This is a genomic window from Streptomyces sp. (assembly GCF_035563135.1).
Taxonomy (GTDB): Bacteria; Actinomycetota; Actinomycetes; order Streptomycetales; family Streptomycetaceae; genus Streptomyces.
Genome location: NZ_DATMVN010000098.1, coordinates 34045 through 54261, shown reverse-complemented (window position 1 = coordinate 54261; position 20217 = coordinate 34045). Strand labels below are relative to the sequence as shown.

At 68.7% G+C, this 20217-nt stretch carries 22 protein-coding genes and 3 pseudogenes; 15 read left to right on the top strand and 10 right to left on the bottom strand.

Features of this window, described 5'->3' with window-relative positions; translation table 11 throughout:
• A pseudogene (locus tag VN520_RS04450) lies at nucleotides 1-241 on the bottom strand (hypothetical protein); the annotation flags it as partial.
• Between VN520_RS04450 and VN520_RS04445 the strand changes: the two are divergent.
• The 4 genes from VN520_RS04445 (at nucleotide 233) to VN520_RS04430 (ending at nucleotide 3129) form a co-directional block, all read left to right on the top strand.
• Complete coding sequence (locus VN520_RS04445) at nucleotides 233-958, top strand: hypothetical protein (protein ID WP_325745513.1); 726 nt, start codon at nucleotides 233-235, stop codon at nucleotides 956-958. The pseudogene VN520_RS04450 and the gene VN520_RS04445 sit on opposite strands and share 9 nt — an antisense overlap.
• Nucleotides 955-1665, top strand: a complete 711-nt coding sequence (locus tag VN520_RS04440) for a hypothetical protein (RefSeq protein WP_325745512.1) — start codon at nucleotides 955-957, stop codon at nucleotides 1663-1665. Before VN520_RS04445 ends, VN520_RS04440 begins: the two co-directional genes overlap by 4 nt.
• A gap of 166 nt (nucleotides 1666-1831) precedes the next feature.
• Complete coding sequence (locus VN520_RS04435) at nucleotides 1832-2704, top strand: hypothetical protein (protein WP_325745511.1); 873 nt, start codon at nucleotides 1832-1834, stop codon at nucleotides 2702-2704.
• On the top strand, nucleotides 2701-3129 hold the full coding sequence (locus VN520_RS04430; protein WP_325745510.1) for a hypothetical protein: 429 nt from the start codon (nucleotides 2701-2703) through the stop codon (nucleotides 3127-3129). The genes VN520_RS04435 and VN520_RS04430 overlap by 4 nt, the downstream gene beginning before the upstream one ends.
• Before the next feature lie 87 nt (nucleotides 3130-3216).
• Here the strand turns inward: VN520_RS04430 and VN520_RS04425 are convergent, their stop codons facing one another.
• Nucleotides 3217-3822: an MBL fold metallo-hydrolase gene (locus VN520_RS04425; protein WP_325745509.1), complete on the bottom strand. Its 606-nt coding sequence runs from the start codon at nucleotides 3820-3822 to the stop codon at nucleotides 3217-3219.
• A 161-nt stretch (nucleotides 3823-3983) separates the two neighbouring features.
• Nucleotides 3984-4601, bottom strand: a complete 618-nt coding sequence (locus VN520_RS04420; protein WP_325745508.1) for a CGNR zinc finger domain-containing protein — start codon at nucleotides 4599-4601, stop codon at nucleotides 3984-3986.
• Nucleotides 4602-4687: 86 nt separating this feature from the next.
• On the opposite strand from VN520_RS04420, the gene VN520_RS04415 reads away from it, so the two are divergent.
• The 3 genes from VN520_RS04415 (at nucleotide 4688) to VN520_RS04405 (ending at nucleotide 8093) form a co-directional block, all read left to right on the top strand.
• On the top strand, nucleotides 4688-5455 hold the full coding sequence (locus tag VN520_RS04415) for an MBL fold metallo-hydrolase (RefSeq protein ID WP_325745507.1): 768 nt from the start codon (nucleotides 4688-4690) through the stop codon (nucleotides 5453-5455).
• 105 nt (nucleotides 5456-5560) lie between these two features.
• Nucleotides 5561-6661: an LLM class flavin-dependent oxidoreductase gene (locus tag VN520_RS04410; RefSeq protein ID WP_325745506.1), complete on the top strand. Its 1101-nt coding sequence runs from the start codon at nucleotides 5561-5563 to the stop codon at nucleotides 6659-6661.
• A gap of 109 nt (nucleotides 6662-6770) precedes the next feature.
• Nucleotides 6771-8093, top strand: a complete 1323-nt coding sequence (locus tag VN520_RS04405) for an MFS transporter (RefSeq protein ID WP_325745505.1) — start codon at nucleotides 6771-6773, stop codon at nucleotides 8091-8093.
• A 91-nt stretch (nucleotides 8094-8184) separates the two neighbouring features.
• Here the strand turns inward: VN520_RS04405 and VN520_RS04400 are convergent.
• Nucleotides 8185-8421: pseudogene (locus tag VN520_RS04400) on the bottom strand (DUF302 domain-containing protein); the annotation flags it as partial.
• A gap of 159 nt (nucleotides 8422-8580) precedes the next feature.
• Here VN520_RS04400 and VN520_RS04395 point away from each other — a divergent pair.
• Genes VN520_RS04395 through VN520_RS04385 form a run of 3 tightly spaced genes read left to right on the top strand, consistent with a single transcriptional unit; the run spans nucleotide 8581 to nucleotide 11088 of the window.
• Entirely contained in the window at nucleotides 8581-9945 is a 1365-nt protein-coding gene (locus VN520_RS04395; protein WP_325745504.1) for an MBL fold metallo-hydrolase, read from the top strand.
• Nucleotides 9946-9982: 37 nt separating this feature from the next.
• A complete protein-coding gene (locus tag VN520_RS04390; RefSeq protein ID WP_325745503.1) occupies nucleotides 9983-10348 on the top strand; it encodes a rhodanese-like domain-containing protein in 366 nt (121 codons plus the stop codon).
• Nucleotides 10345-11088, top strand: coding sequence for a sulfite exporter TauE/SafE family protein (locus VN520_RS04385; protein WP_325745502.1), 744 nt, complete (start codon nucleotides 10345-10347; stop codon nucleotides 11086-11088). Before VN520_RS04390 ends, VN520_RS04385 begins: the two co-directional genes overlap by 4 nt.
• Nucleotides 11089-11109: 21 nt before the next feature.
• Here VN520_RS04385 and VN520_RS04380 read toward each other — a convergent pair whose 3' ends face one another.
• Nucleotides 11110-11388 (bottom strand): metal-sensitive transcriptional regulator, encoded by a 279-nt coding sequence (locus VN520_RS04380; protein WP_325745517.1) that lies wholly within the window; start codon nucleotides 11386-11388, stop codon nucleotides 11110-11112.
• An 83-nt stretch (nucleotides 11389-11471) separates the two neighbouring features.
• On the opposite strand from VN520_RS04380, the gene VN520_RS04375 reads away from it, so the two are divergent.
• Nucleotides 11472-12038, top strand: coding sequence for a rhodanese-like domain-containing protein (locus tag VN520_RS04375; RefSeq protein ID WP_325745501.1), 567 nt, complete (start codon nucleotides 11472-11474; stop codon nucleotides 12036-12038).
• Between the two features lie 243 nt (nucleotides 12039-12281).
• Here VN520_RS04375 and VN520_RS04370 read toward each other — a convergent pair whose 3' ends face one another.
• Nucleotides 12282-12617, bottom strand: a complete 336-nt coding sequence (locus tag VN520_RS04370; protein WP_325745500.1) for a hypothetical protein — start codon at nucleotides 12615-12617, stop codon at nucleotides 12282-12284.
• Nucleotides 12618-13188: 571 nt separating this feature from the next.
• On the opposite strand from VN520_RS04370, the gene VN520_RS04365 reads away from it, so the two are divergent.
• The gene (locus VN520_RS04365) at nucleotides 13189-13827 is read left to right on the top strand and encodes a hypothetical protein (RefSeq protein ID WP_325745499.1); all 639 of its coding nucleotides are present in this window, start codon (nucleotides 13189-13191) and stop codon (nucleotides 13825-13827) included.
• A gap of 240 nt (nucleotides 13828-14067) precedes the next feature.
• Here the strand turns inward: VN520_RS04365 and VN520_RS04360 are convergent, their stop codons facing one another.
• Nucleotides 14068-16152: a tyrosine-type recombinase/integrase gene (locus tag VN520_RS04360; protein WP_325745498.1), complete on the bottom strand. Its 2085-nt coding sequence runs from the start codon at nucleotides 16150-16152 to the stop codon at nucleotides 14068-14070.
• Between the two features lie 383 nt (nucleotides 16153-16535).
• A complete protein-coding gene (locus VN520_RS04355; RefSeq protein WP_325745497.1) occupies nucleotides 16536-16901 on the bottom strand; it encodes a tyrosine-type recombinase/integrase in 366 nt (121 codons plus the stop codon).
• Nucleotides 16902-16914: 13 nt separating this feature from the next.
• Here VN520_RS04355 and VN520_RS04350 point away from each other — a divergent pair.
• Nucleotides 16915-17325 (top strand): annotated as a pseudogene (locus VN520_RS04350) (DUF6000 family protein); the annotation flags it as partial.
• 55 nt (nucleotides 17326-17380) lie between these two features.
• On the opposite strand, the gene VN520_RS04345 reads toward VN520_RS04350, so the two are convergent.
• Both VN520_RS04345 and VN520_RS04340 read right to left on the bottom strand, forming a co-directional pair.
• Nucleotides 17381-18127: a hypothetical protein gene (locus VN520_RS04345; protein WP_325745496.1), complete on the bottom strand. Its 747-nt coding sequence runs from the start codon at nucleotides 18125-18127 to the stop codon at nucleotides 17381-17383.
• Between the two features lie 90 nt (nucleotides 18128-18217).
• A complete protein-coding gene (locus VN520_RS04340) occupies nucleotides 18218-18451 on the bottom strand; it encodes a hypothetical protein (protein ID WP_325745495.1) in 234 nt (77 codons plus the stop codon).
• A 362-nt stretch (nucleotides 18452-18813) separates the two neighbouring features.
• Here VN520_RS04340 and VN520_RS04335 point away from each other — a divergent pair, with 362 nt between their 5' ends.
• Complete coding sequence (locus VN520_RS04335; protein ID WP_325745494.1) at nucleotides 18814-19269, top strand: hypothetical protein; 456 nt, start codon at nucleotides 18814-18816, stop codon at nucleotides 19267-19269.
• A gap of 57 nt (nucleotides 19270-19326) precedes the next feature.
• Nucleotides 19327-20172: a transposase family protein gene (locus tag VN520_RS04330; RefSeq protein ID WP_325745493.1), complete on the top strand. Its 846-nt coding sequence runs from the start codon at nucleotides 19327-19329 to the stop codon at nucleotides 20170-20172.
• The last annotated feature ends 45 nt before the right edge of the window (nucleotides 20173-20217 follow it).

Sequence of the window (20217 nt, the reverse complement as noted above, 5' to 3'; positions counted from 1 at the left end):
GCAGGTACGTGCAGTGGTCACCAGGCTGGAGCGGCACCGCGTCGCGGAAGCCGATGAGCCGGACCCCGTCGCCCTGGTCCATCGGGACCACGTGGAGGTCGTTGACCTGTCCCGGGGCGGCGGTGAAGGTGATCGACTGCTTCGCCCAGTCGGCGTCGATGCGGGCCTCGGCCCCGGTGGCGGCGGGAGCCGCGACGACGGGGGGAACTTCACCCTGGACTTCCTGGCCTGGATGGACCAACGCGACCTGGCTCTCGCCGACCTCGCCCAGGAGCACATCGACGACTGGATCACCGGAGCCACCAGCCAACGGCGCTACCTGATCCGGTACTTCCTGAAATGGACCACGAGCCGTCGGCTTACCCGCGAACTGACAGTCCCCTCCCTCCCGAGGCAGGAGCCCCAGGACCTGCTCGACGAGGACGATCGATGGCCGCTCCTCCAACGCTGTCTGACCGACGATGCCCTGCCCACGGACGTCCGAGCTGCCGGCGCGATCACACTGCTGTTCGGCCCGTCCACCGAACGTCTCTGCCATCTGACGCCCGAGCACCTCACGTTCGACGACAAGCACGCTCACCTGGTCCTGGGCCGCCACCCCGTCCTGCTGCCGCCACGGCTCGCCGAGCTCCTTCGGCGACTTGCCGAACAGCCCCAGCTGCGGCCGCAGCTCTCGCGAGTCCGCCCAGGGCCTCGGTGGCTCTTCCCGGGCATGGTCCCGGGCAAGCCGATCTCGACGCACGGCATGACCCAGAAGCTGGGCCGCCACGGCATCCCGGTTCGCACCGCCCGCAACGCGGCGCTGGCTGCCCTCGCTGCTGATCTCCCCAGCCCAATCCTCGCCGACGTGACCGGGGTGCACCGCCACACCGCGCTCCGCTGGGTCGCCTACGCCCGACGCGACTGGGCCGACTACCTCGCTGCACGGATCGAAGACCAACAGGAGGACAAACGATGACCGACACAACCGGCGACAATGGTGGGCACACAGTGCAAGAAGTGCGCGATTACCTACTCGCGCAGTTGAACGCTGCGATGCGTCGGCCAGGGATGTATGGCGGCGAGACGGCAATCAGGCTCTACCTCGACGCGGTGGCGTTCGCCCACGCCGCTGAGCAGGTATGGCAGGGGGAACTGGAGGAGCTCCAAAGGAGAATGTTCTTCTCCACTGGAGTGCGCGGAGCCTTCCAAAATCTCTGGGGCGATACACATGAGGGCGCTGTGGCGTCGGTATATGCCGAGAGCGCGCACCGCCTCGGATGGCTGAGACTCGACAGGACTCTTACCTCAAGCGAGTACGACGAGATCCGTCACACGAACAAGACCTGGTGCCGAAAGGACCGGTTCCTTAGCGACGTCACCACGGCGTTTGGCCCGCCTTCGGTGATCTTCGGAGGGAATAACCCCAATTATCCCAAGACGCTCGTCTACGCGACGGGCCGACGAGACGACAGCCTTCTCTGCTTCCACCTCTGGAACAGTTTTGCCGCGGGTGAAGGCCCGTCGTCGGCCGGCGTCCACGCCGAGCCCATCCTCTGGGCGTTCCGCGTCGGCGACCCCATGTTCGAAGATGGCTTCACCTTCACACCTGCGGGAACGGCCCGCCACTCACTGAGCCGCACGGAACCTGGGACCAGTCGAGGGAATAGTGCACGGTCGGAATAACACCCTCCCGCCAGTAGTCCTGGGCCTGACCGCAGGATGCTGCCCCGCCCCGGCTTCCGGGCGCCACCTGATCCATGGGCGTGTCTTCAAGCACGCCAGCGACGAGGACGGCAACCACCAATCCGCCGGACAGACGCGCGACGTGCCCTGGGTGGCCATCCCAACCGTGGTCTCAGCGATCCGCGTCCTGGAGAGGCTCGTCCCCGACCAGGGGCTGCTCTTCGACTCCGCCGCCCACACCTTCCAGCGGACCCGCGCGGCCACGGCCACCTCGCTCGGCTACGAAGGACTGCGTACCCGCATCGAGGACTTCGCCCGCTGGGCCTCCGACCTTGCTATTCGGCTCGGCCGCCCGCACGAGACCGTCCCCGACGATCCGCACGGCGACCTCGGCCTCGCCCGGTTCCGCCGCACTCTGGCCTGGCACATCGCACGGCGCCCCGGAGGGCTGGTCGCCCTCGCGATCCAGTACGGCCACCTGCGCACCGCCGTCAGCGCCGGCTACGCCTCCCGCAGCCGTGACGGCATCCACGACCTCCTGGACATCGAGACCGCCCGAGCCACCGCGGACACCCTCACCGCCCTCCATTCAGACCTCCAAGCAGGCGCGAGCATCTCCGGGCCGGCCGCACGCCGCGCCATCCGGGCAGCCGGCCAGGCCCCGGTCTTCGCCGGGGCCATCCGCACCCGTCGCCAGGCCCGGGACATCCTCGACAACCCCCAGCTGGCTGTCTACGACAACCCGAACGCCTTCGTCATGTGCGTCTACGACCGAGACCGAGCCCTCTGCCACCGACTGGACACCACCGACAGTCCGAGCCTCGACCGGTGCCGCCCGTCGTGCACGAACATCGCCCGCACCGATGCCCACGCCGCCCAACTCACGCGCCGAGCAGCCGCTCTCGAAGACCAAGCCGACACGGAAGCCGCCCCCGGCCCCCTCACCGACCGTCTCCGCCGTCAGGCAGCACGCCTGAAGTCCGCGGCAGCCGAACACGAGGGCACCCACATCACCCTTCGCCAGGAGACCGGCTCGTGACACCCGCCCCTGATGAACGCGATCGCATCCGCGCGGCCAGCCACCGCATCCTCACCGGCTGCCCGGAGCGCTCCAGCGGAGCCCTGACCATCGTCGCCCTCGCTGTCGAGGCCGAAGTCCCCCGAAACGCCCTCACTCAACGCCACACCGACCTCAAGAACCAGTTCTATGAACAGATCCGCGCACGCGGCGATGCCCCCGACAGCGAGAAGCGACTGCGCAAGCAGATCGCGAAACTGAAGGAGCTACGCGCCTCGGACGCCGCCGAAATCCAGCAACTGAAAGCCGACGTCGAAGCCCTCGTCGGGGCCCTGCACCTCGCACAACTGGAGAATCAGCAACTCCGTAAACCGGGCCCACCCGGCACGACGATCCGCATGCTCCCGACACCAGCATCGCAAATGACACAGCCTGGCCTGGAGTGATCGTCCGATGCCGGGGCCAGATACAGCAGGCGTACCGCGAGCGTGCACCGGATGACGACGGCGAAGCCGATCTTCGGGCTCTGTGGTTCAGATGGGGGTGTTCTCGTCGGGGACGAAGGGGTCTCCGTGGCCGGGGACGATCAGGGCGGGCTTGAGGGCGAGGATCTTACGGCGGGAGGCGTGCAGGCCCTCGTGGTCGTCGGAGGTGGGGTCTTCGGCGGGGCCGTGGACGCTCCACCAAGCGTGGGTGAGGACGACGGTGCCTTCGGCGGTTTCCGCGACGGTGGAGATGTCCTGGGGGGTGTGGCCGGGCGTCTCCATCAGGCGGATCGAGGGGGAGAGCTGGTATCCGTCGGCGGGACGGTCGTACCAGAGGTGGTTGTGGTAGGCGGCCCAGACGTCGTGGGCGCGCGCGTTGGGGAAGAGAGCAGCGTTGAGGGTGTGGTCGGGGTGGTGGTGGCTGAAGACCACGTCGGTTACCTGCTCGGGGCTGATTCCGGCGGCGGCGAGCGGGTCGAGGATGAGTTTGCGGTCCTCGACCATGCCGGGGTCGACGACGACGATCGTGTCGCCGTCGCGCAGGAGGCAAACGGTCGAGGCGACGTGCCACGGCTTCTCGCGGCCGTCGCGGTCCGCATTGCGTGCGTCGAGGCTGTCGTAGCCGGTGGTCAGCAGGGTGAATGTGGCCGTCATGAGAGGTGATGGTCCTTCGTTGATCGTGGGGAATGGCCGGCATGGTGGGCGGGGTGCGCTGTCCATGCCGGGGGCTTGAGGGTGTGCGAAGCCGCGCCCTGGCGCGGGTCCGGTAAATCGGACCCGCGCCGGGGCGGGGGTGGGGGTGGGGGTGGCCGGACTCAGTCGGCGGTGGTCTGTGTGCGGCGGGCGTAGGCGCGGGCGGCGCGGGCGCGGTCGCCGCAGCGGACCGAGCACCAGTGGCGGCGTCCCGCGCGCAGCAGGTAGCGGTTGCAGGGGGTGGAGGGGCAGGCCGTCAGCCGTTCGGCGTCGGGCCCGGTGAGCAGGTCGGCGGCGTCGGCGGCGAGGATGCCGAGGGCCTGGTCGACGATCTGGTCGATGGGGTGCGGGGCGGTGCGGTGCATGCCGCGGACCGGGTCCCAGCCAAGGGGGGAGGCGGTGGGGACTCGGGTGAGGGCGTCGTTGACGGCGGTCAATGCGGTGGCGGGAGCCGGGTGGCCGCCGATCTGGGCGGCGAGCAGGGCACGTACCTGTTCGCGCAGGGAGCGCAGGCGTGCCGCGCAGATCTCCTGCATGCCGGCGTCCGCGGGGGCCAGGCTGTGGTCGACCAGCCACTGGTTGGCGCCGGAGGGCGTGCCCAACGCATCGAGGAACTGGCCGCCCGGCAGGGCGATGGCGCTGTTGGCGAGGTCGAGCGCGGAGTAGTGCTCAGCGCCCGGTGCCTGCGGCAGCCCGGGGTCGACAGTTTCGACGGTGGCAGCGGTATCAGTCTCACTCACGCACCTCACGCTACAGCTTGCTTCTATCCGTGACAAACGCTTATGGTCACGGATGTAAGGCAATCTATCCGTGAGGTGATTTCGTCATGACAGCAACCGGCGTGTCCAGCGAGCAGGTCCCTATCCGTGTCTTCGGCGGTCCGACCGCGCTCATCGAGTACGGCGGCCTGCGGTTCCTGACCGACCCGACCTTCGACGCCCCCGGCACCTACCCCTCAGGGCTGGCCAAGACCGCGCCCGCCTCCGCCGCGCCCGCCGATCTGGGCCGTATCGATGTGGTGCTGCTGTCGCACGACGAGCACGACGACAACCTCGACGCCTCGGGCCGGACCCTGCTCGCCGATGTCCCCCTGACCCTGACCACGCCCGGTGGCGCGGGCCGGCTGGGCGGCACCGCGCGCCCCCTGAAGGACTGGGAGCCCATCGAGCTCGACCGCCCCGGTGGCGGCACGGTCACCGTCACCGGCGTCCCGGCCCTGCACGGCCCCGGGGCACGCGCGGACCTCGAACCGGTCGTCGGCGAGGTCGTCGGCTTCGTCCTGAGCGGTGACGGCCTGCCCACCCTCTACGTCAGCGGTGACAACGCCCAGCTCGCCCTGGTGCGTGAGATCGCCGACCGTTTCGGCCCGGTGGACACCGCTGTGCTGTTCGCCGGCGCGGTCCGCACTCCCGTCCTGGACCGCGCGCTACTGACACTCGACAGCGCTCAGGCCGCCGAAGCCACCCGCATCCTGGGCGCCCGCCGGATCGTGCCGGTCCACTTCGACAGCTGGGCCCACTTCACCGAGGGCCGCGAGCAGCTTGTGGCCGCCTTCACCACCGCCGGTCTGATCGACCGCGTGGAACTGGCCTGACCTTGAACGCCCTGGCCGCTGCGGTGCGTCACGAGCACACCACAGCGGCCCCTTCCCCCGGCCCGGCCACTCGCGCCGGGCCGGCGCACCGCAGAAGGAATCCCCGTGAACGACCCGATCAAGGGCACAGCCTGCGGATCCGCTCCCGCGCCGCTGTCCGTCCTCGACACCGCCCTGGCCGGCCGCGGCATCAGCGCCGCCGATGCCCTGTCCGGCAGCATCGCACTGGCTGAACTCGCCGAGAAGCGCGGCTTCACCCGCTACTGGGTGACCGAACACCACTCCATGCCCGGCGTCTCCTCCTCCAGCCCCGCCGTCCTGCTGGCCCGGCTGACCGCCCACACCACGCGGCTGCGGCTCGGGGCGGGCGGAGTGATGCTGCCCAACCACCCCCCACTGATCGTCGCCGAGCAGTACGGCCTGCTCCAGGCCCTCGCCCCGGGCCGGATCGACCTCGGTCTGGGCCGCGCCCCGGGCACCAACCAGGCCACCGCCGCCGCGCTGCGCCGCGGCGGCTCGGACAACGACGACTTCCCTCAGCAGGTCGACGAGCTGCTGCACTTCCTCGACGACGACTTCCCCGAAGAACACCCCTACCGTGAGCGTGTCTACGCCGTGCCCGGACCGGGACAGGACAAGGAGAACGGTCTTTCGCAAACGGCCGGCCGTCCCTCGGTCTGGCTGCTGGGATCCTCCGGATACTCCGCCCAGCTCGCCGCCGGCCTGGGCCTGCCCTTCGCCTTCGCCGCGCACTTCTCTCCCGATCACGTCGCCGCCGCACTCCAGCTCTACCGCGACCGGTTCACCCCCTCAGCCGTCCTCGCCGAACCGTACGCACTGGCCAGCTTCGCCGTCATGGCCGCCGACGACGCGCACGAGGCCCTGCGCCAGACACGCAGCTACGCCCACAGCATGATGCGCATGCTCCACGGCAAGTCCTACCTCGTGCCCACACCCGACGAGGCCGCCTCCTACCTCTACACCGCCTCCGAGCAACACGTTCTCGACCGCTGGACCAACAGCGTCCTACACGGCACACCCGACCAGGTCACCGCGCGCCTCAACCGCCTGCACGAGGCAGCCCGCCCCGACGAGATCATGATCGCCAGCGTGGGCCACACCCCTCAGGCGCTCCTGCACTCGACCGAACTCATCGCCGACGCCTACACCCTGCCGACCACGCCGGTCCCCGCGTCCGCTCGCTGAAACGGCCCCCGGGCAGTTCGCGCATGCCACCTGTCGCGCAGCCGGACGGGCAGCCACGGCAGGCGCGCAACACCACGCCCACAACCATTGGGCTCGTAACGGAGAAACCATGCACCACACCGCGACCACGCCACCCAACGGGTCGACAGACGCCCCAGCGGCCACTCCTGGCCCCTCACTACCTGAGACGCAAAAACGCATCCTGACCATCCTGCTCGCGTCCCAGGTCCTCAGCGGCGTGGGACTTGCGGCCGGTGTGACCGTTGCCGCCCTCCTGGCACAGGACATGCTCCACTCCACCACCCTGGCCGGACTGCCCAGCGCCCTGCTCACCGCAGGCTCCGCCCTCGCCGCCGTCACCATCGGCCGCATCTCACAGACCCGCGGGCGCCGCCCGGGCCTGGCCGCCGGCTACCTCGCAGGCGCAATCGGCGGTGCCGGAGTCGTCGTCGCCGCCGCCCTCGACAACCCCGCCCTGCTGTTCGTCTCCCTCTTCCTCTACGGCGCCGGCACCGCCGCCAACCTCCAGGCCCGCTACGCCGGAGCCGACCTCGCCGCCCCGCGTCACCGCGCCCGCGCTCTGTCCACCGTCCTGGTCGCCACCACCCTGGGCGGCGTCGTCGGCCCCAACCTCACCGCCCCCGCCGGACACCTCGCCGCCGCCCTCGCTCTGCCCCCACTGAGCGGCCTGTTCCTCATCTCCAGCGCCGCGTTCGCCCTGGCCGCCCTGACCCTGCTGATCTGGCTGCGTCCCGACCCCCTCCTGCTCGCCCGCACCCTCCCCTCCGAGCCGCAGGCACCAGAGCAGACCGGCACAGGACCGTCGCCCGAGATCCCGCATCCCGCCACACACCGCCGCCCCAGCCTGCCGCTGGGAGTACTGGTGATGGTCCTCAGCCAGCTCGTCATGGTCGCGATCATGACGATGACCCCCGTGCACATGCACGACCACGGCCACAGCACCGCCGCCTCCGGCCTCGTCATAGCCCTGCACGTCGGCGCGATGTACCTGCCCTCACCCCTGACCGGAGCGCTCACCGACCGCTACGGCCCCAGCGCGACGGCCGCCGCCTCCGGCCTGACCCTCCTGGCTGCCGGCATCCTCGCCGCCGCGCCCGCCGACTCCGTCCTCCTGCTCACCCTCGCCCTCATCCTGCTCGGCATCGGCTGGAACTTCGGCCTCGTCAGCGGCACCACCATCATCACCAACGCCGTCCCCCTGGCCACGCGAGCCAAGACGCAAGGCATGGTCGACGTCGCCATCGCCATCGCCGGAGCCACCGGCGGCATGACCTCCGGGATCGTCGTCGCTGCAGCCAGCTACCCCCTCCTCGCCCTCACCGGCGCCGCCTTCGCCCTTGCTCTCCTCCCCATCGTCATCATCACCGCCCAGAAAGGCTCGCCCCGCACACCTTCCTCGGAACGCCGATAGAGGAGCGCCGAACCGTGAGGCGCCCAGGCATTCCGTAGTAGCTGAACCCCAGGCACAGGAGAGCTCCGTGCCATGGCGGCCGCGCCTACTTGCAGGGCAGCAGCAGGCCGATGGAACGGTCCGCCTCGATCGCCCGGTGGGCCAGGGGTGGGTTGCAGGCGCCGAGGATCAGATAGTCCTCCATCTCGTGGCCCAGCTTCTCCTTCAAGGTGGCCTGCACGTCGATCTAGGTGAGGATCCCGAAGCCCCGTGCGGCCAGTGCCTCGCGCACGGCAGTCACGGTCTGTGCGAGGTCACCGCCCACGTGGACGGCGCGGCTGTAGGGCATGGCCGTTCCCCGTTCTTCTCGTCTGGTGCGCTCGTACGGAGTCCACCGAGTACCCGACCCGGTAGGGGCTCCCCACCCGGAATATACCCCCGGGGGTACTGGTGTTACGGTGGAAACAGATACCCCCCGGGGTAATTTTCAGGCGAAAGGAGTATCCGCGTGTTCTTCGTTGACACCATCGAGCTGGAAAGTCTCGGCAACCGCAGCTACCTGGCCGGCGGTGAGAGCGCCGCAGTGGCGGTGGACCCGCCGCGCGACGTCGACCAGGTCCTGGCCGCGGCCGCCCGGCGAGGTGTGCGGATCTCACATGTGGTGGAGACCCACATCCACAACGACTACGTCACCGGCGGACTCGAACTCGCCCGGATCACCGGCGCCCAGTACCTCGTACCGGTCGGCGCGAACGTCACCTTCACCCGAGTTCCCGTGGCAGACGGCGACAGCGTGGAGATCGACCCCGGCAGCGGGATAACGCTGACGGCGATCGCGACGCCGGGCCACACCCCGCACCACACCTCCTACGCCCTGCACGAGGCGGGGCGGCCGGTGGTCGTCTTCACCGGGGGCTCGCTGCTGATCGGCACGGTGGGTCGGCCGGACCTGGTTGAGCCGCGGCTGACCGAGCAGCTGGCCCGTGCCCAACATGCCTCCGCCCGCCGCCTGGCCTCTGATCTTCCCGACGAGACGGCGGTGCTGCCCACCCACGGCTTCGGGAGCTTCTGCTCCTCGGCCCAGTCCGAGGGGGAGGAGAGCACCATCGGCAAGGAGAAGAGCGCGAACACCGCGCTGACCGTCGACGTGGACAGCTTCGTCGCGGACCTGCTGGCCGGTCTGGAGGACGTGCCCGCCTATTACACGCACATGGGCCCGGCCAACGCCGGCGGCCCCGAACCGCTCGACCTGACCCCGCCCGCCCTCGCGGACGCCCACGAGATCGCCGCCCGCCTCGCGGCCGGCGAGTGGGTCGTCGACCTGCGCAACCGCGTTGCGTTCGCCGAAGGACACGTGGCCGGGTCGTTCAACTTCGAGGCCGACGGCAAGCTCGGCACCTACCTCGCCTGGATGATCCCGTGGGGCAAGCCGGTCACCCTGCTCGCCGAGTCCGCCGAGCAACTCGCCGAAGCCCAGCGCGAACTGGTGCGGGTGGGCATTGATCGCCCGGCCGCCGCCGCCACCGGCACCCCCGCCGCCTGGCTGCCCGCCGGACAGGCCCCGGCCTCCTTCCCCCGCTCCACCTTCGCCGGACTCACCGCACACGGCAGCGCTGATGTGGTGATCCTGGACGTGCGCCGCGACTCCGAGCGCGAGGCCGGCTGGATCGAGGGTTCGGTGCACATCCCCATCCACGAGCTCCACGGCCGCCTCGATGAGGTACCGCCCGGGACGGTGTGGGTGCACTGCGCCGGCGGCATGCGCGCCGCGATCGCCGCGTCCCTGCTGGACGCCACCGGCCGCGACGTCGTCGCCGTCGACGACGGCTTTGACGCCGCCACCGACGCCTGCCTGCCCCTGACTACCGGCTGATCCAGCCCACCGCACGAGAAGGAAAGGGGAGAACACGATGTTCCTCTTCCGCCGCAGCCAGCCCCGCGTCAGCGTGGACCAGGCCCGCGACCGCACCAGCGGCGACACCCCGGACGCGATCCTCCTCGATGTCCGCGAGAAGCCCGAATGGAACGCGGGCCACGCCCCCGGCGCCGTCCACGCACCCCTGTCGAAACTCGTGGCCGGAGCCGACCTGCCGCCCGAAGCCTCCGGCCGGTCGCTGGTGGTGATCTGCCGCAGCGGACACCGCTCCCAGCAGGCCGCGAAACTCCTCACCGAGCGCGGAGTGCAGGCGGTCGACGTCAAGGGCGGCATGAACGCGTGGGCCGCCGCCGGACACCCGGTCCTCGACGAACGCGGGAACAACGGCCAGATAGCGTGACCGCACTCGTTCTCGCCCTCATCGCCGGGGCCGTCGTCGGCCTCGCCCTCGGAGCCCTGGGCGGCGGCGGCAGCGTCCTGGCCGTACCCGCGCTGATCTACCTGCTCGGCTTCAGCCCGTCCGCGGCCACCACCGCCAGCCTGATCATCGTGGCCGCCACCTCCGCCACCGCCCTGTACGCCCACGCACGCGACGGCTACGTCGCCTGGAAGACCGGATCACTGTTCGCCGCCGCCGGCATCATCCCCGCCTACCTCGCGGGGGCAGCCGCCGGCAGCGCGCCCGAAGCGGTACTGACCATCGCGTTCTCGATGATCGCGGCACTGGCGGCCGTACGGATGTTCCGCCCCTCCTCCTCCAAGCCGCCGGAGCGGATCCGGCACAGTAAGGCGACCGGGGTAGGCGCCGGGCTCGGCGCGGTAACCGGCTTCCTCGGCGTCGGCGGCGGCTTCCTCGCCGTCCCGGCCCTGGTGAGCGTGCTCGGCCTGACCATTCGACGCGCGGTAGGCACCAGCCTGCTCGTCATCACCGTCAACTCGCTCGCCGCCCTGACCGCCCGCACCGGGACCGGCGGCGGCCTCGACTGGGCGCTGATCGGGCCGTTCACCGGAGCGGCGATCCTCGGCGCCTGGGACGGCAAACGCCTCAGCACCAAGGTCTCCGGCAACAGCCTGCAAAAGGTCTTCGCCGGGGTGCTCCTGGCGGTGGCCGTGTTCATGCTGATCGACGTGATCGTATGAACACCACAGCCACCGCGACCGTCAGGCCAAGGACAGGAACAGCTTCTCCAGTCGGGCCCGCATCTCATCGCGGTCACCGGCCGACTGGCCGCCCTCGGCCATGCAGTGCTGCAGCCCGGTCGCAATGATCGCGAATCCAGCCCGGTCCAGCGCACGGGAGACCGCCGCGAGCTGCGTAATCACATCCTCGCAGTCCCGGCCCTCCTCGATCATCTTGATGATCCCCGCGATCTGGCCCTGAGCCCGCCGCAGCCGGTTCAGCACCGACTTCAGCTCGTCGGCCGCCATCTGAAGCTCCACCATCCACCTCCATAAATACCCCTAGGGGTATCATACGGGATGCGGTCAACCGCTCCCCGAACCACGGAAGGACCACCCCGCACATGACCACCCCCACCCCCCTCATCCCCGCCCAGGCCGCCGCACGCCTCGACGACTACACCGTCATCGACGTACGCACCCCCGGCGAATACGCCTCCGGCCACCTCCCCGGGGCCCACAACATCCCCCTCGACCACCTCCATACCGCCCTGCCCGCCCTCAAGGCCGCAGCCGCCCGTGGCACCCTCCTCATGGTCTGCGCCTCCGGCAACCGCTCCACCACCGCCTGCACCGAACTTGCTGCGGCCGACATCCCCGCCACCACCCTCACCGGCGGCACCACCGCCTGGGCCAGCGAAGGCCGCACCCTCCACCGCCCCGACAACGCCCGATCCGTCTGGCCCATGGAACGCCAGGTCCGCCTCGCCGCCGGATCCCTCGTCATCCTCGGCCTCGCCGCGGGCACCCGCTGGCGCCCCGCCCGCTGGCTCTCCGCAACCATCGGCACCGGCCTGATCTTCTCCGCCGCCACCAACACCTGCGGCATGGCCGCCGCCCTCGCTAAACTTCCCCACAACCAGCCCCGCACCACCGACCTCCACGCCACCCTGCAAGCCCTGCAGGACTGATACGGCCGCCGCGGGCGAAGGCCGCTGTACCCGTCGGGTGTTCTCCGTACTTCAACACGCTCAACTTGACAGAGAAGTCATCGCTGACCAGGGCCCTGAACCTGTCGAGCTCCAGGACCTGCGTGTGGGGCTAGGTGGCGGCCCACGTCGACTTGCCCGAACCGGCCGCGCCGATCAGGATCACCAGCGGGGGCTCCGGGATCGTCGTGTCGACGGGCAGTGTGTTGTCCAGGCGGAAGGTCTTCATGCGGATTCTCCCTGCGGGTCAAGGGCACGGGTGGCGTAGTAGGTCTGGAGGCCGGCGTTCTCGGTGATGAGGGCGGCGGCCTCGTGCAGCGGGCACGACATCTCGCCGTCGCGGTCCGGCTCGATCCGTGCGGCGACGGTGAGCAGCTGCGCGAGGGAGCCGAAGACGCCGTCCTGGCGGTGGTCCTCGTGGTGGAGCTCGCGCAGGATCTGCGCGAGCTCCTGGGCGCTGATCTCGCCGGTGAGTTCGTCCTGGATCTGCTGGAGGGCGAGCTGGGCGATGCCGACGCTGGCGCGTACCCGGTCCAGGCGGGTGCGGGGGCGGCCGGTCACCGGGTGGTGGACTTGGTGGTGGCGACCAGGGCGGCGAGGGTCTCCCAGCCGTGGTGCCAGGCGGAGTCGAGCTGGAACGCCCCTTCTCTGAACTACGCGGTGACTGCCCTGGCCCGTCCTGGTCACGTCTGTAAAGTTTCGTCAACTAGCGTTCACGAGTGTCTGCCGGGTGCCATGGTGATCTCAGGATTGGTTCATGAGCGCTTTTCAGAAGAAGCCCCCGGAGGATCCCAACCCCAAGCAAGAGTCGGGGCCTGGGAATGCACAAACCGAAGCAGTGGAGCGAACAAGTCTCCGAGTCGGTCTGGCGTTAGCATCGGCTGCGGTTGGAGGCGCAGTCAGGGCATTCGTCGAGCACTTCCTTAAGGACGATCAGTGATCGTCATCGAGTGGGGGAAAAATGGCAGGAGCGAGGCAGGGCCTGATTGCACTGCCGTCAGAGTTGGAGATCCCGCCCGGACCTCACCGCAACCTATTGGCAGCCCTGCACGATCTCTATCGGCTAGCCGGATTTCCGAGCACCCGAAAGATAAGCGAGGCGATAGCACGGTCAGAATTCGCCAGGGATTCCATGTCTCATCAGACCGTTGCCAATATTCTGACGGGTCGCCGTGTTCCGCGCTGGCTCAAAGTGGAAGCCCTGATAGACGCATTGTTCACGCTCGCAAGACGCGAGACAATTTTGCACGAGGTTGATCGCTTCCGATCTCTATGGTTGTCGATGCACCATCCTGAGGCAGAGCACCCTGACCCTAAGCTCACACTTACGGCTGCTTCTTCACCACACGCGACCGAATCGACCAAGGCCAGTGAGCTGGTAGAGCCTGGGCCTACACAGGCCAGCTCTCCGACCCTCGAAGGAAAGCCGGAACTTTGGCAAGTGTTGCTGGAGTCATCAGCCCCCGGAGAGAGCTCCCTTCCCACAAGACTTGTTGCGGCGGGCTGGAATGGACCCGAGATGTTTGACGTCTCATTTCTTCCCGGAATGTGTCGGGTCGAGTTGAATCTTCGACACCCCATGGGGAAAGAAATGTGGGAGGTCATGGATGGGAAAGATGAGAAGGCGGCGACAATACTTGCCCTTCTTCTCATCTCCTGGGCCCGCATGGAAGACGAGATGCCTTCGGGGCGAGCTATGGAACGGGTCAAGAATGCTCGAATTGATTGGGGGCGATATGCGCGCCTATACGTCGAGCAACTCCGCACGTAGAGCTTGCTTCTTGTCAGAGCTAACGGTGTGGCAGCCGAGGTCGGCCGCCGCACCGGCCGACAGGTCAGCTCCAGGCGGGTACGGGAGCGGGCGGGTCACCGGCTGGTCGCCTTGGTGGTGGCGAGGAGAGCGGCGAGGGTCTCCCAGCCCTCGCGCCACGCCTGATCCAGCGCGTACACGCCTTCTCTGAACTACTGCTGGGGGTCGGCAACCGGAGCGCGGACGGCGGCCCCGCTGTGATCAGAGGTCCTTCACGTCGCTCCCGCGAGCCACGAGTTGGTCGAATGTGGGGATGCCCATGAAGACGGGGGAATCTCTGTGTTCTTGTCTTGCGTCGAGCTGAGCGAGCTTTTCCTCGGCCGCTGCAAGGCTGGTGGAGAGCCCTTCGACTTCCCCGAGCCACCCTTCGCGTTCAGCCTCTGCGATTCGTTCGGTCAAGTTGTCGCGGATCTCGATGAGCCGGGGCTTCTCGGCCGGGGAGACGATGAGGACGGGGCATCGGACGCATGCGTGCTCGTGAATGCAATCGGTTCCGTATGCGCGTCCGCAGTCTCCGAGTGCGAGCTTGCGTCGCTCGAAGTGGCCGAGGAACTCGCTCCATTCGTCGGGTGTGACCGCGCGGTATTCCTCAGTTGGCCGGACAGCGCGCCGGCGGGCGATGAATGCCTGGTGCGCCTCGATGGCATCCTTCGGGTAGATCGCGGCATAGCCCATAGTGGTGCTGATGTTGCCGTGACCTGCGATGATTTGGGCGATATGCGGGGGCAGGCCGTTGAGGATGGCGTCTGTGATGGAGATTCGTCGAAAGTCGTGAGGCTCGAACCGGAGTGGGCGTCCGGCAGCGTCGGTGAGTCCTGACGCGGCGAGTGTGTCGTTGAGCGCCTCGCGGAGCGTGTGCTCGGAGACCCGACGGTTCTCGCCGCTGATGTTCCACTGGTAGAGAAGCGGCATGGGCGGATTCCAGGACCTCTCGTGTGCGTCGTAGCTGTAGATCAGCGGGACCGTTCCGTCCCTGGAGCGAACACGCGAGATCACAGTGCTGAGGACGTCTGCAAGTTCCGGAGTCACCAGCAAGAGCCGTTCCTGATCGTTCTTCGACGGGGCGATCTGCAGGAGCGGGATGACGTGATCGGTGTCGGGAACTCGGTAGCTGATGATGCTGTGATGACCGATCTCCCGGAGTTCCTCGATCCGGATTCCGGTGTGCCGAAGAATCTCGATCGTCGCCCAGGTCCAGAAGGCCCGCTTCTCTTCGGTTCCGAGCTCGCGCCGCTTGCCTTGAGCGTCGAGGGCGGTGACCGGGCGGCCGTCGAGCCGCGCGGTCTTCTTCGGGACGGTGAAGGTCTCGCCCAACACCGTGAAGGTGGAGCCGAGCGAGGTGGCGTTCAGGGCGTCGAGGCGGGTCTTGGCCTCCTGAAGCCTGCGCTCCGCGACGCGGACCAGCGTGGGCAGCACCGGCAGGCGCTCACGGGTGCGCTGATCTGAACGAGATTTCTGCTGTTGTTCGAGCTTCTTGACTGAGCACTCTTCCTCGGTGATCGGGACTGGTGCCACCCAGGGTCCCCACCGTTCGGGCTCTTCGAGTGCCCAGTGCGCGATGTCCAGGTAGAAGGCTCTGACGAGCTGCTTGATCGCCGGGGCGGTCGCCCGCGGTGCGGTGACCCAGGCTGTGGTGCCGTCCGGCTGCATGCGCCGGACGGTCTTCGTGGCGAGTCGGGCCTTCCAGGCCGTGCTGACTTCGGCGCTCAGGCGCAACGAATCGGCGTCCGGGTGGTGCTTTTCGATGTCGGCCCAGAACAGGCCGGCAAGAGCAGACGACAGGTGTCGGATCGAGCTGTAGTCGAGGCTGGGGCGGCGCTCGGTGAGATAGCCGACGATCACGTCGCGGACCGGCTTGCATTTCAGCTGGTATCGGTCGACGAGCCGTTCAGGGCTGACCTGGCCGGATCGGTGGGCGAGGCTGAGGAGGGTGACCGGAGCGTCGGGAGGGAACTGGCCCATCTCCCGGAGCCAGGCGTAGGCGAGGCGAGCGCTGCGGGTGTCGGCGCTGCTCCGTCCGACGGTGGCCTGAAGCAGGGCCAGGCAGTCGCCGACGGTGATGTCCTGGATGGTGCCGCCGTGGGCCACCATGATCTGTGCAATCGCCCGCAAGGCTTCGGATGCCGTTCGGGCGCTGCTTCCAGCCGGGCAGCCGACCGCCTCCAGACGTGCGAAGCCCTCGGCATCCCGGACGTGCTGGATGGCCGGTCTGAGGAACCGCGAGCAGTTGGCGACGAGCCACTCCAGATCAGGACGGATCGCGTCGGCGCAGATGAGCACGTGCATCCCGGCCTGGATCGTGGCTGCTGTGGGGTTCCTACCGAGTGTCCGGGCGTACTCCTGGACGTGCGCGTACCACTGACGCAGTTCAGTGGCGGCGGGCGAGGCGAGCCATCGCTGCTGCCAGGTGTCGCCCGGCAGGGTCGCCAGCCAGCGCAGCAGCAGGCGGGCTCCCACCAACCGCGTGGCCTGGGTGGAGTCGGTGCCGGGCAGGATCGGCGCTGGCTGCTGCAGCCGGTCGAGAAGTGCCTCCCGGCTCACGGCCGTCTCCGGCCAGGTCGTCGGGCGCGGGCGGGCAGGGAAGCGCCGGAACAGCTTCTCTGCCTCGGCGCCCGCCAGGGGCCGGAATGGTGCGGCATCGGGGCGTGAGTCCGTCAGGACCATGGTCGTCATGTGCGCGGTCCTCCGAAGAGCACGTTGAGGGATTCCGGGTTGTAGGAGGGTGCGGGCGTCGGCGGCGGGTTCTTGCGCTTGAGCTCGAGGCGGGCGAAGTGCGCGAGACCTGCGGTGATGACCTCGTCTTTGCTGGGGTTGAGGTACTTCTGCAAGGTCGTCTGGTACTTGTGGGCGAGGAGGTGCTGGACGTAGACCAGCGACATCTCCGGGTCCTCCGTCATCCGGAACGTCGCGGTGTGCCGCAGGTCGTGCAGAGTCCAGTTCGAGCCCAGAATCTCGTTGACGCGGACGAACATGGCGCGGGCCGCGTGGTAGTTCAGCGGCCGCCAGGGGCGCCGCAGCGTCCACCACAGTGGCACGCCGCGGCCGCGGCGGAGAACTGCTGCTTGGCTGGTAGCTGTCTCCCGCCGGACCGAGTTCCGTGAGCGTCTCGGGGAACTCCTGCTGGCCAGCGAGGTCTGCTGCGTTGGACTGGCCTACAGCGTGGCCCTGGCGAGTTTCGGAACAGCACGGGACGCTGACCTGCTCGCCGCCTACCTTGATCGCTATCTCCGCCGCCCTGACCTCGGATACGACCAGGCCGTCGTCATGGGTGCTCTCCAGTTCATCGACCTGCACCTTGGAGGTGGCCAGGTCGACCGCTTCCGGAAACCGGGCGGTTTGTGGCAAGAGTGGCTCCGGGAAGCGCCTCACCAGCAGGCCGACACGGACCCCACCCCCCACTTTCTGAGCCTCATTCGTAGGCTTTGCGCGTTCGTCGACGAATGCGCCGAGGCGCTATGACCACCACCATCTCGTGGTGGTCTCTCTGGGCCGTGGCCGCCGCCCGGGGGAGTAGTCAGATCCGCCTGCGGGACGCGATGTAGTCGAGCCAGTCGCGCCTGGCGTATCCGGTCCAGCGGGTGGCGCTGCTGATGCTCGTGTCGGTGAAGTCGGCGAGGACGGACGCCGGCAGGTCTGTGGCCAGTGCGAGACGGGCATTGTTACGGTCGGCGCGCGGCGCGATGCCGTGTCGGCGAAGCTTCAAGTTGAGGTAGGTGGCTCCCAGAGGGCGGGCGGGCTCCTGGCCGGGGAAAAGCCAGGGTGTTGTGCAGGCTGTGTGATCGAGCTGCCAGCGTGCCTGGCACTTGTCGCGTTGGGCACGGACAAGCCGGGCGACTTCGGGCGGCAGCGGAAGATGATGGCCTGCGAGGTTGAGCGCCCCCGTCGCGTGGTCGTCTATGACGTCATGCACGGTGAGTCCGAGCAGTTTGGTGTGCTGCAGCCCGAAGAGGAGTGTTAGGGCGCCAGCCGTACGAACATCGAGAGGCAGAGAATCGTCGCGGAGACACCGGTGTAGCTGCTCGGCCTGCTCCTCGTCCGTCATAAAGACGCTGGGGGCAGGGACGCGTGCCCGGGGAACTACGAGCTCGCCGACAAGTCCCCGGCCTCGCGCCCAGGTGACGAAGGCACGCACCTCACGACGCTCTCCAGTCCCTCCCTCCAGCCACATCTCAAGTTCTGGCTGGGTGAGGTCTCCGAGGGCGGTTCCGTGCTCGTCGAGCCATTCGAGTAGTTCCAGGGCCCGGCGCAGCTGCGATCGCATGTGGTGTTGTGTGCTGGCGCGTAGCGGGCGGCGCCGATGGGCCCGGCGGATGCGGTGGAGCAGGTACCAATGGGTGAAGGGTGTGAGGAGCTACCGCTGAGGGAGCGGGGCCTGGGCCAAGAGGGCGTCCGCCCAGCGGGGCAGGGCCTCCAATAGTTCGTCGCGCGGCGGCAGCACCGCGGCGGCGACGAGGACGTCGCGGATGTAGCGAGTCGTCGGCGTGTTGGGGAGAGCGTCGAGCTGTTGGTGGGTGATTTCCTCATCGGAACTGGCTAGCTGGGACAGGAGGGCGGGTACTCCGGCGCGGATCAACCAATGCGCCACTCTGCGAGGGCGTCCTGCCGCGGCGAGAGCCGAGGGGACGTTCTGCCGCTGCGCGGGGATCGCTTGGCCTTGTCCACCGAGAGCTTCGGCCAGTTGTTGCGTGACGAAGCAACGGGCGCACAGCCGCTCGCGGAAGATCCTTTCGCTCGTGCCGCAGCGCTGGCACGCGTAGGTTAGATCGACTCCGGCGCACGGTCCACAGAAGCTCCGCCATCTTGATCCTGGCTGGTCAGGGCCTCTGGTGTGATGGCGGGTGAGGCTGCTCGGGCTGGTGGTAGGGCAGTGTCTAGCTGTAGATCGTTGGGCAGGGCGGTTCGCCTGTTCCGGTCCGCCGCCTCGTTCTCCTCCCTACGATCCGGCGCATGGTGGATCCCCAGGTGCAGGAGCGGATCGCGGTACGCCGCGCGGAGTTGGACGATCTGGAAGGACAGCTGGTCAAGCAGTTGGCCGAGGTACGGGCCGAACGCGAGGACCTGGCGGCGGCGGAGCGGGTCCTGGCCCGGATGGGCGAGCAGGTCGCTGCCGAACGGGCCGCGACGGTGCCGGCTGTCGCGCAGGTGGGCGGGAAGGGGGTGCTGCTGATCCCGCACCGCGTCCCGGAGATGGCCGAGACCGCGCTCCCGCCGGAGTACCAGCGCATTCTTGCTTCCGTCCGCGCTGCCGGCGGGCCGGTCATGGTCCGGCAGGTGGGCGAGGCGCTCGGGCTGGACACCGGGGTGCGAGGCAAGCTGGAGCCGCTGCGCGGGAAGCTGACGAAACTGGCCGATCGCAGCTGGCTGCACAAGCGTCCCGACGGGCGGTTCACCGTCTGCCCGTGACCCGCAGTTCCCTGGGGCGGACATAACTGCGGTGCCCCCGGGGCTCGTTGGGAATGTGTGAGCAAAACCGAAGAGCACGCCGGGGACACCGTGTCCCTTGTCTACCAGTGCCGTCTGCCGCTGTCCACGAGCACCGTCAACCACCTCGCCGGCCTGCTGCGGCGCCACCTGAAATCGATAGGTTCGCGCTGGCGGTCGCTGCCGCCGGGGAAGATCGCGGTGATCGTGCTGGCCGTGCTCCGCCACGATCAGCGCCTGGCCGACATGGCCGGCGGCAACAACATCGCCGAGTCCACCGTCCGCCGCTGGCGCGACGAGATGATCCACCTGCTCGCCGCCCGCGCTCCGCGCCTGGACCAGGCCCTGAAGAAGATCGCGAAGCGGGGCGGGGAAGTCGTCCTGGTCGACGGCACCCTCATCGCCACCCAGCGCCGCACCGGCCGCGACAACCGAAAACACTTTTCCGGCAAGCACCACCGCCACGGCCTGCACTTCCTCGCCCTGACCGACGAGAGGGGCCGCCTGATCTGGATCTCCGCCGCGCGGCCCGGCCGCACCCACGACGCCACCGCCGCCCGCCATGACCATCTCGTCGAACATCTCAAGGCGGCCGGCCTCGGCGCGCTCGCCGACCTGGGCTTCCTCGGCGTGGACAAGCCCGACGACCCCGATGACCTGGTCATCGTGACCGGCTTCAAGGCCACCCGCTACCGCAAGCTCACCCCTGGACAGAAGACGGCGAACCGGGTTCTGGCCGCCGGACGCGCGCCCGTCGAGCGCGGGTTCGCCCACCTGAAGAACTGGCGGATCCTCACCAAGCTCCGCACTGACCCTGCCCGCACCACCCACCTGCTTCGCGCGCTGCTCGTACTGACGAACATCGAGGCCACTACAGAAAATTGATCTCTACCGCAGGCGGCCCGCGATCAGCATAAGCACCCCGGAACA

What these genes read in the sequence shown, in the direction of transcription:
- VN520_RS04445 (WP_325745513.1), top strand. Translation starts at nt 233, where the DNA reads ATGGACCAACGCGACCTGGCTCTCGCCGACCTCGCCCAGGAGCACATC.
- VN520_RS04440 (WP_325745512.1), top strand. Translation starts at nt 955, where the DNA reads ATGACCGACACAACCGGCGACAATGGTGGGCACACAGTGCAAGAAGTG.
- VN520_RS04425 (WP_325745509.1), bottom strand. Translation starts at nt 3,822, where the DNA reads ATGACGGCCACATTCACCCTGCTGACCACCGGCTACGACAGCCTCGAC.
- VN520_RS04415 (WP_325745507.1), top strand. Translation starts at nt 4,688, where the DNA reads ATGACAGCAACCGGCGTGTCCAGCGAGCAGGTCCCTATCCGTGTCTTC.
- VN520_RS04405 (WP_325745505.1), top strand. Translation starts at nt 6,771, where the DNA reads ATGCACCACACCGCGACCACGCCACCCAACGGGTCGACAGACGCCCCA.
- VN520_RS04390 (WP_325745503.1), top strand. Translation starts at nt 9,983, where the DNA reads ATGTTCCTCTTCCGCCGCAGCCAGCCCCGCGTCAGCGTGGACCAGGCC.
- VN520_RS04375 (WP_325745501.1), top strand. Translation starts at nt 11,472, where the DNA reads ATGACCACCCCCACCCCCCTCATCCCCGCCCAGGCCGCCGCACGCCTC.
- VN520_RS04365 (WP_325745499.1), top strand. Translation starts at nt 13,189, where the DNA reads ATGTCTCATCAGACCGTTGCCAATATTCTGACGGGTCGCCGTGTTCCG.
- VN520_RS04360 (WP_325745498.1), bottom strand. Translation starts at nt 16,152, where the DNA reads ATGCACGTGCTCATCTGCGCCGACGCGATCCGTCCTGATCTGGAGTGG.
- VN520_RS04345 (WP_325745496.1), bottom strand. Translation starts at nt 18,127, where the DNA reads ATGCGATCGCAGCTGCGCCGGGCCCTGGAACTACTCGAATGGCTCGAC.
- VN520_RS04335 (WP_325745494.1), top strand. Translation starts at nt 18,814, where the DNA reads ATGGTGGATCCCCAGGTGCAGGAGCGGATCGCGGTACGCCGCGCGGAG.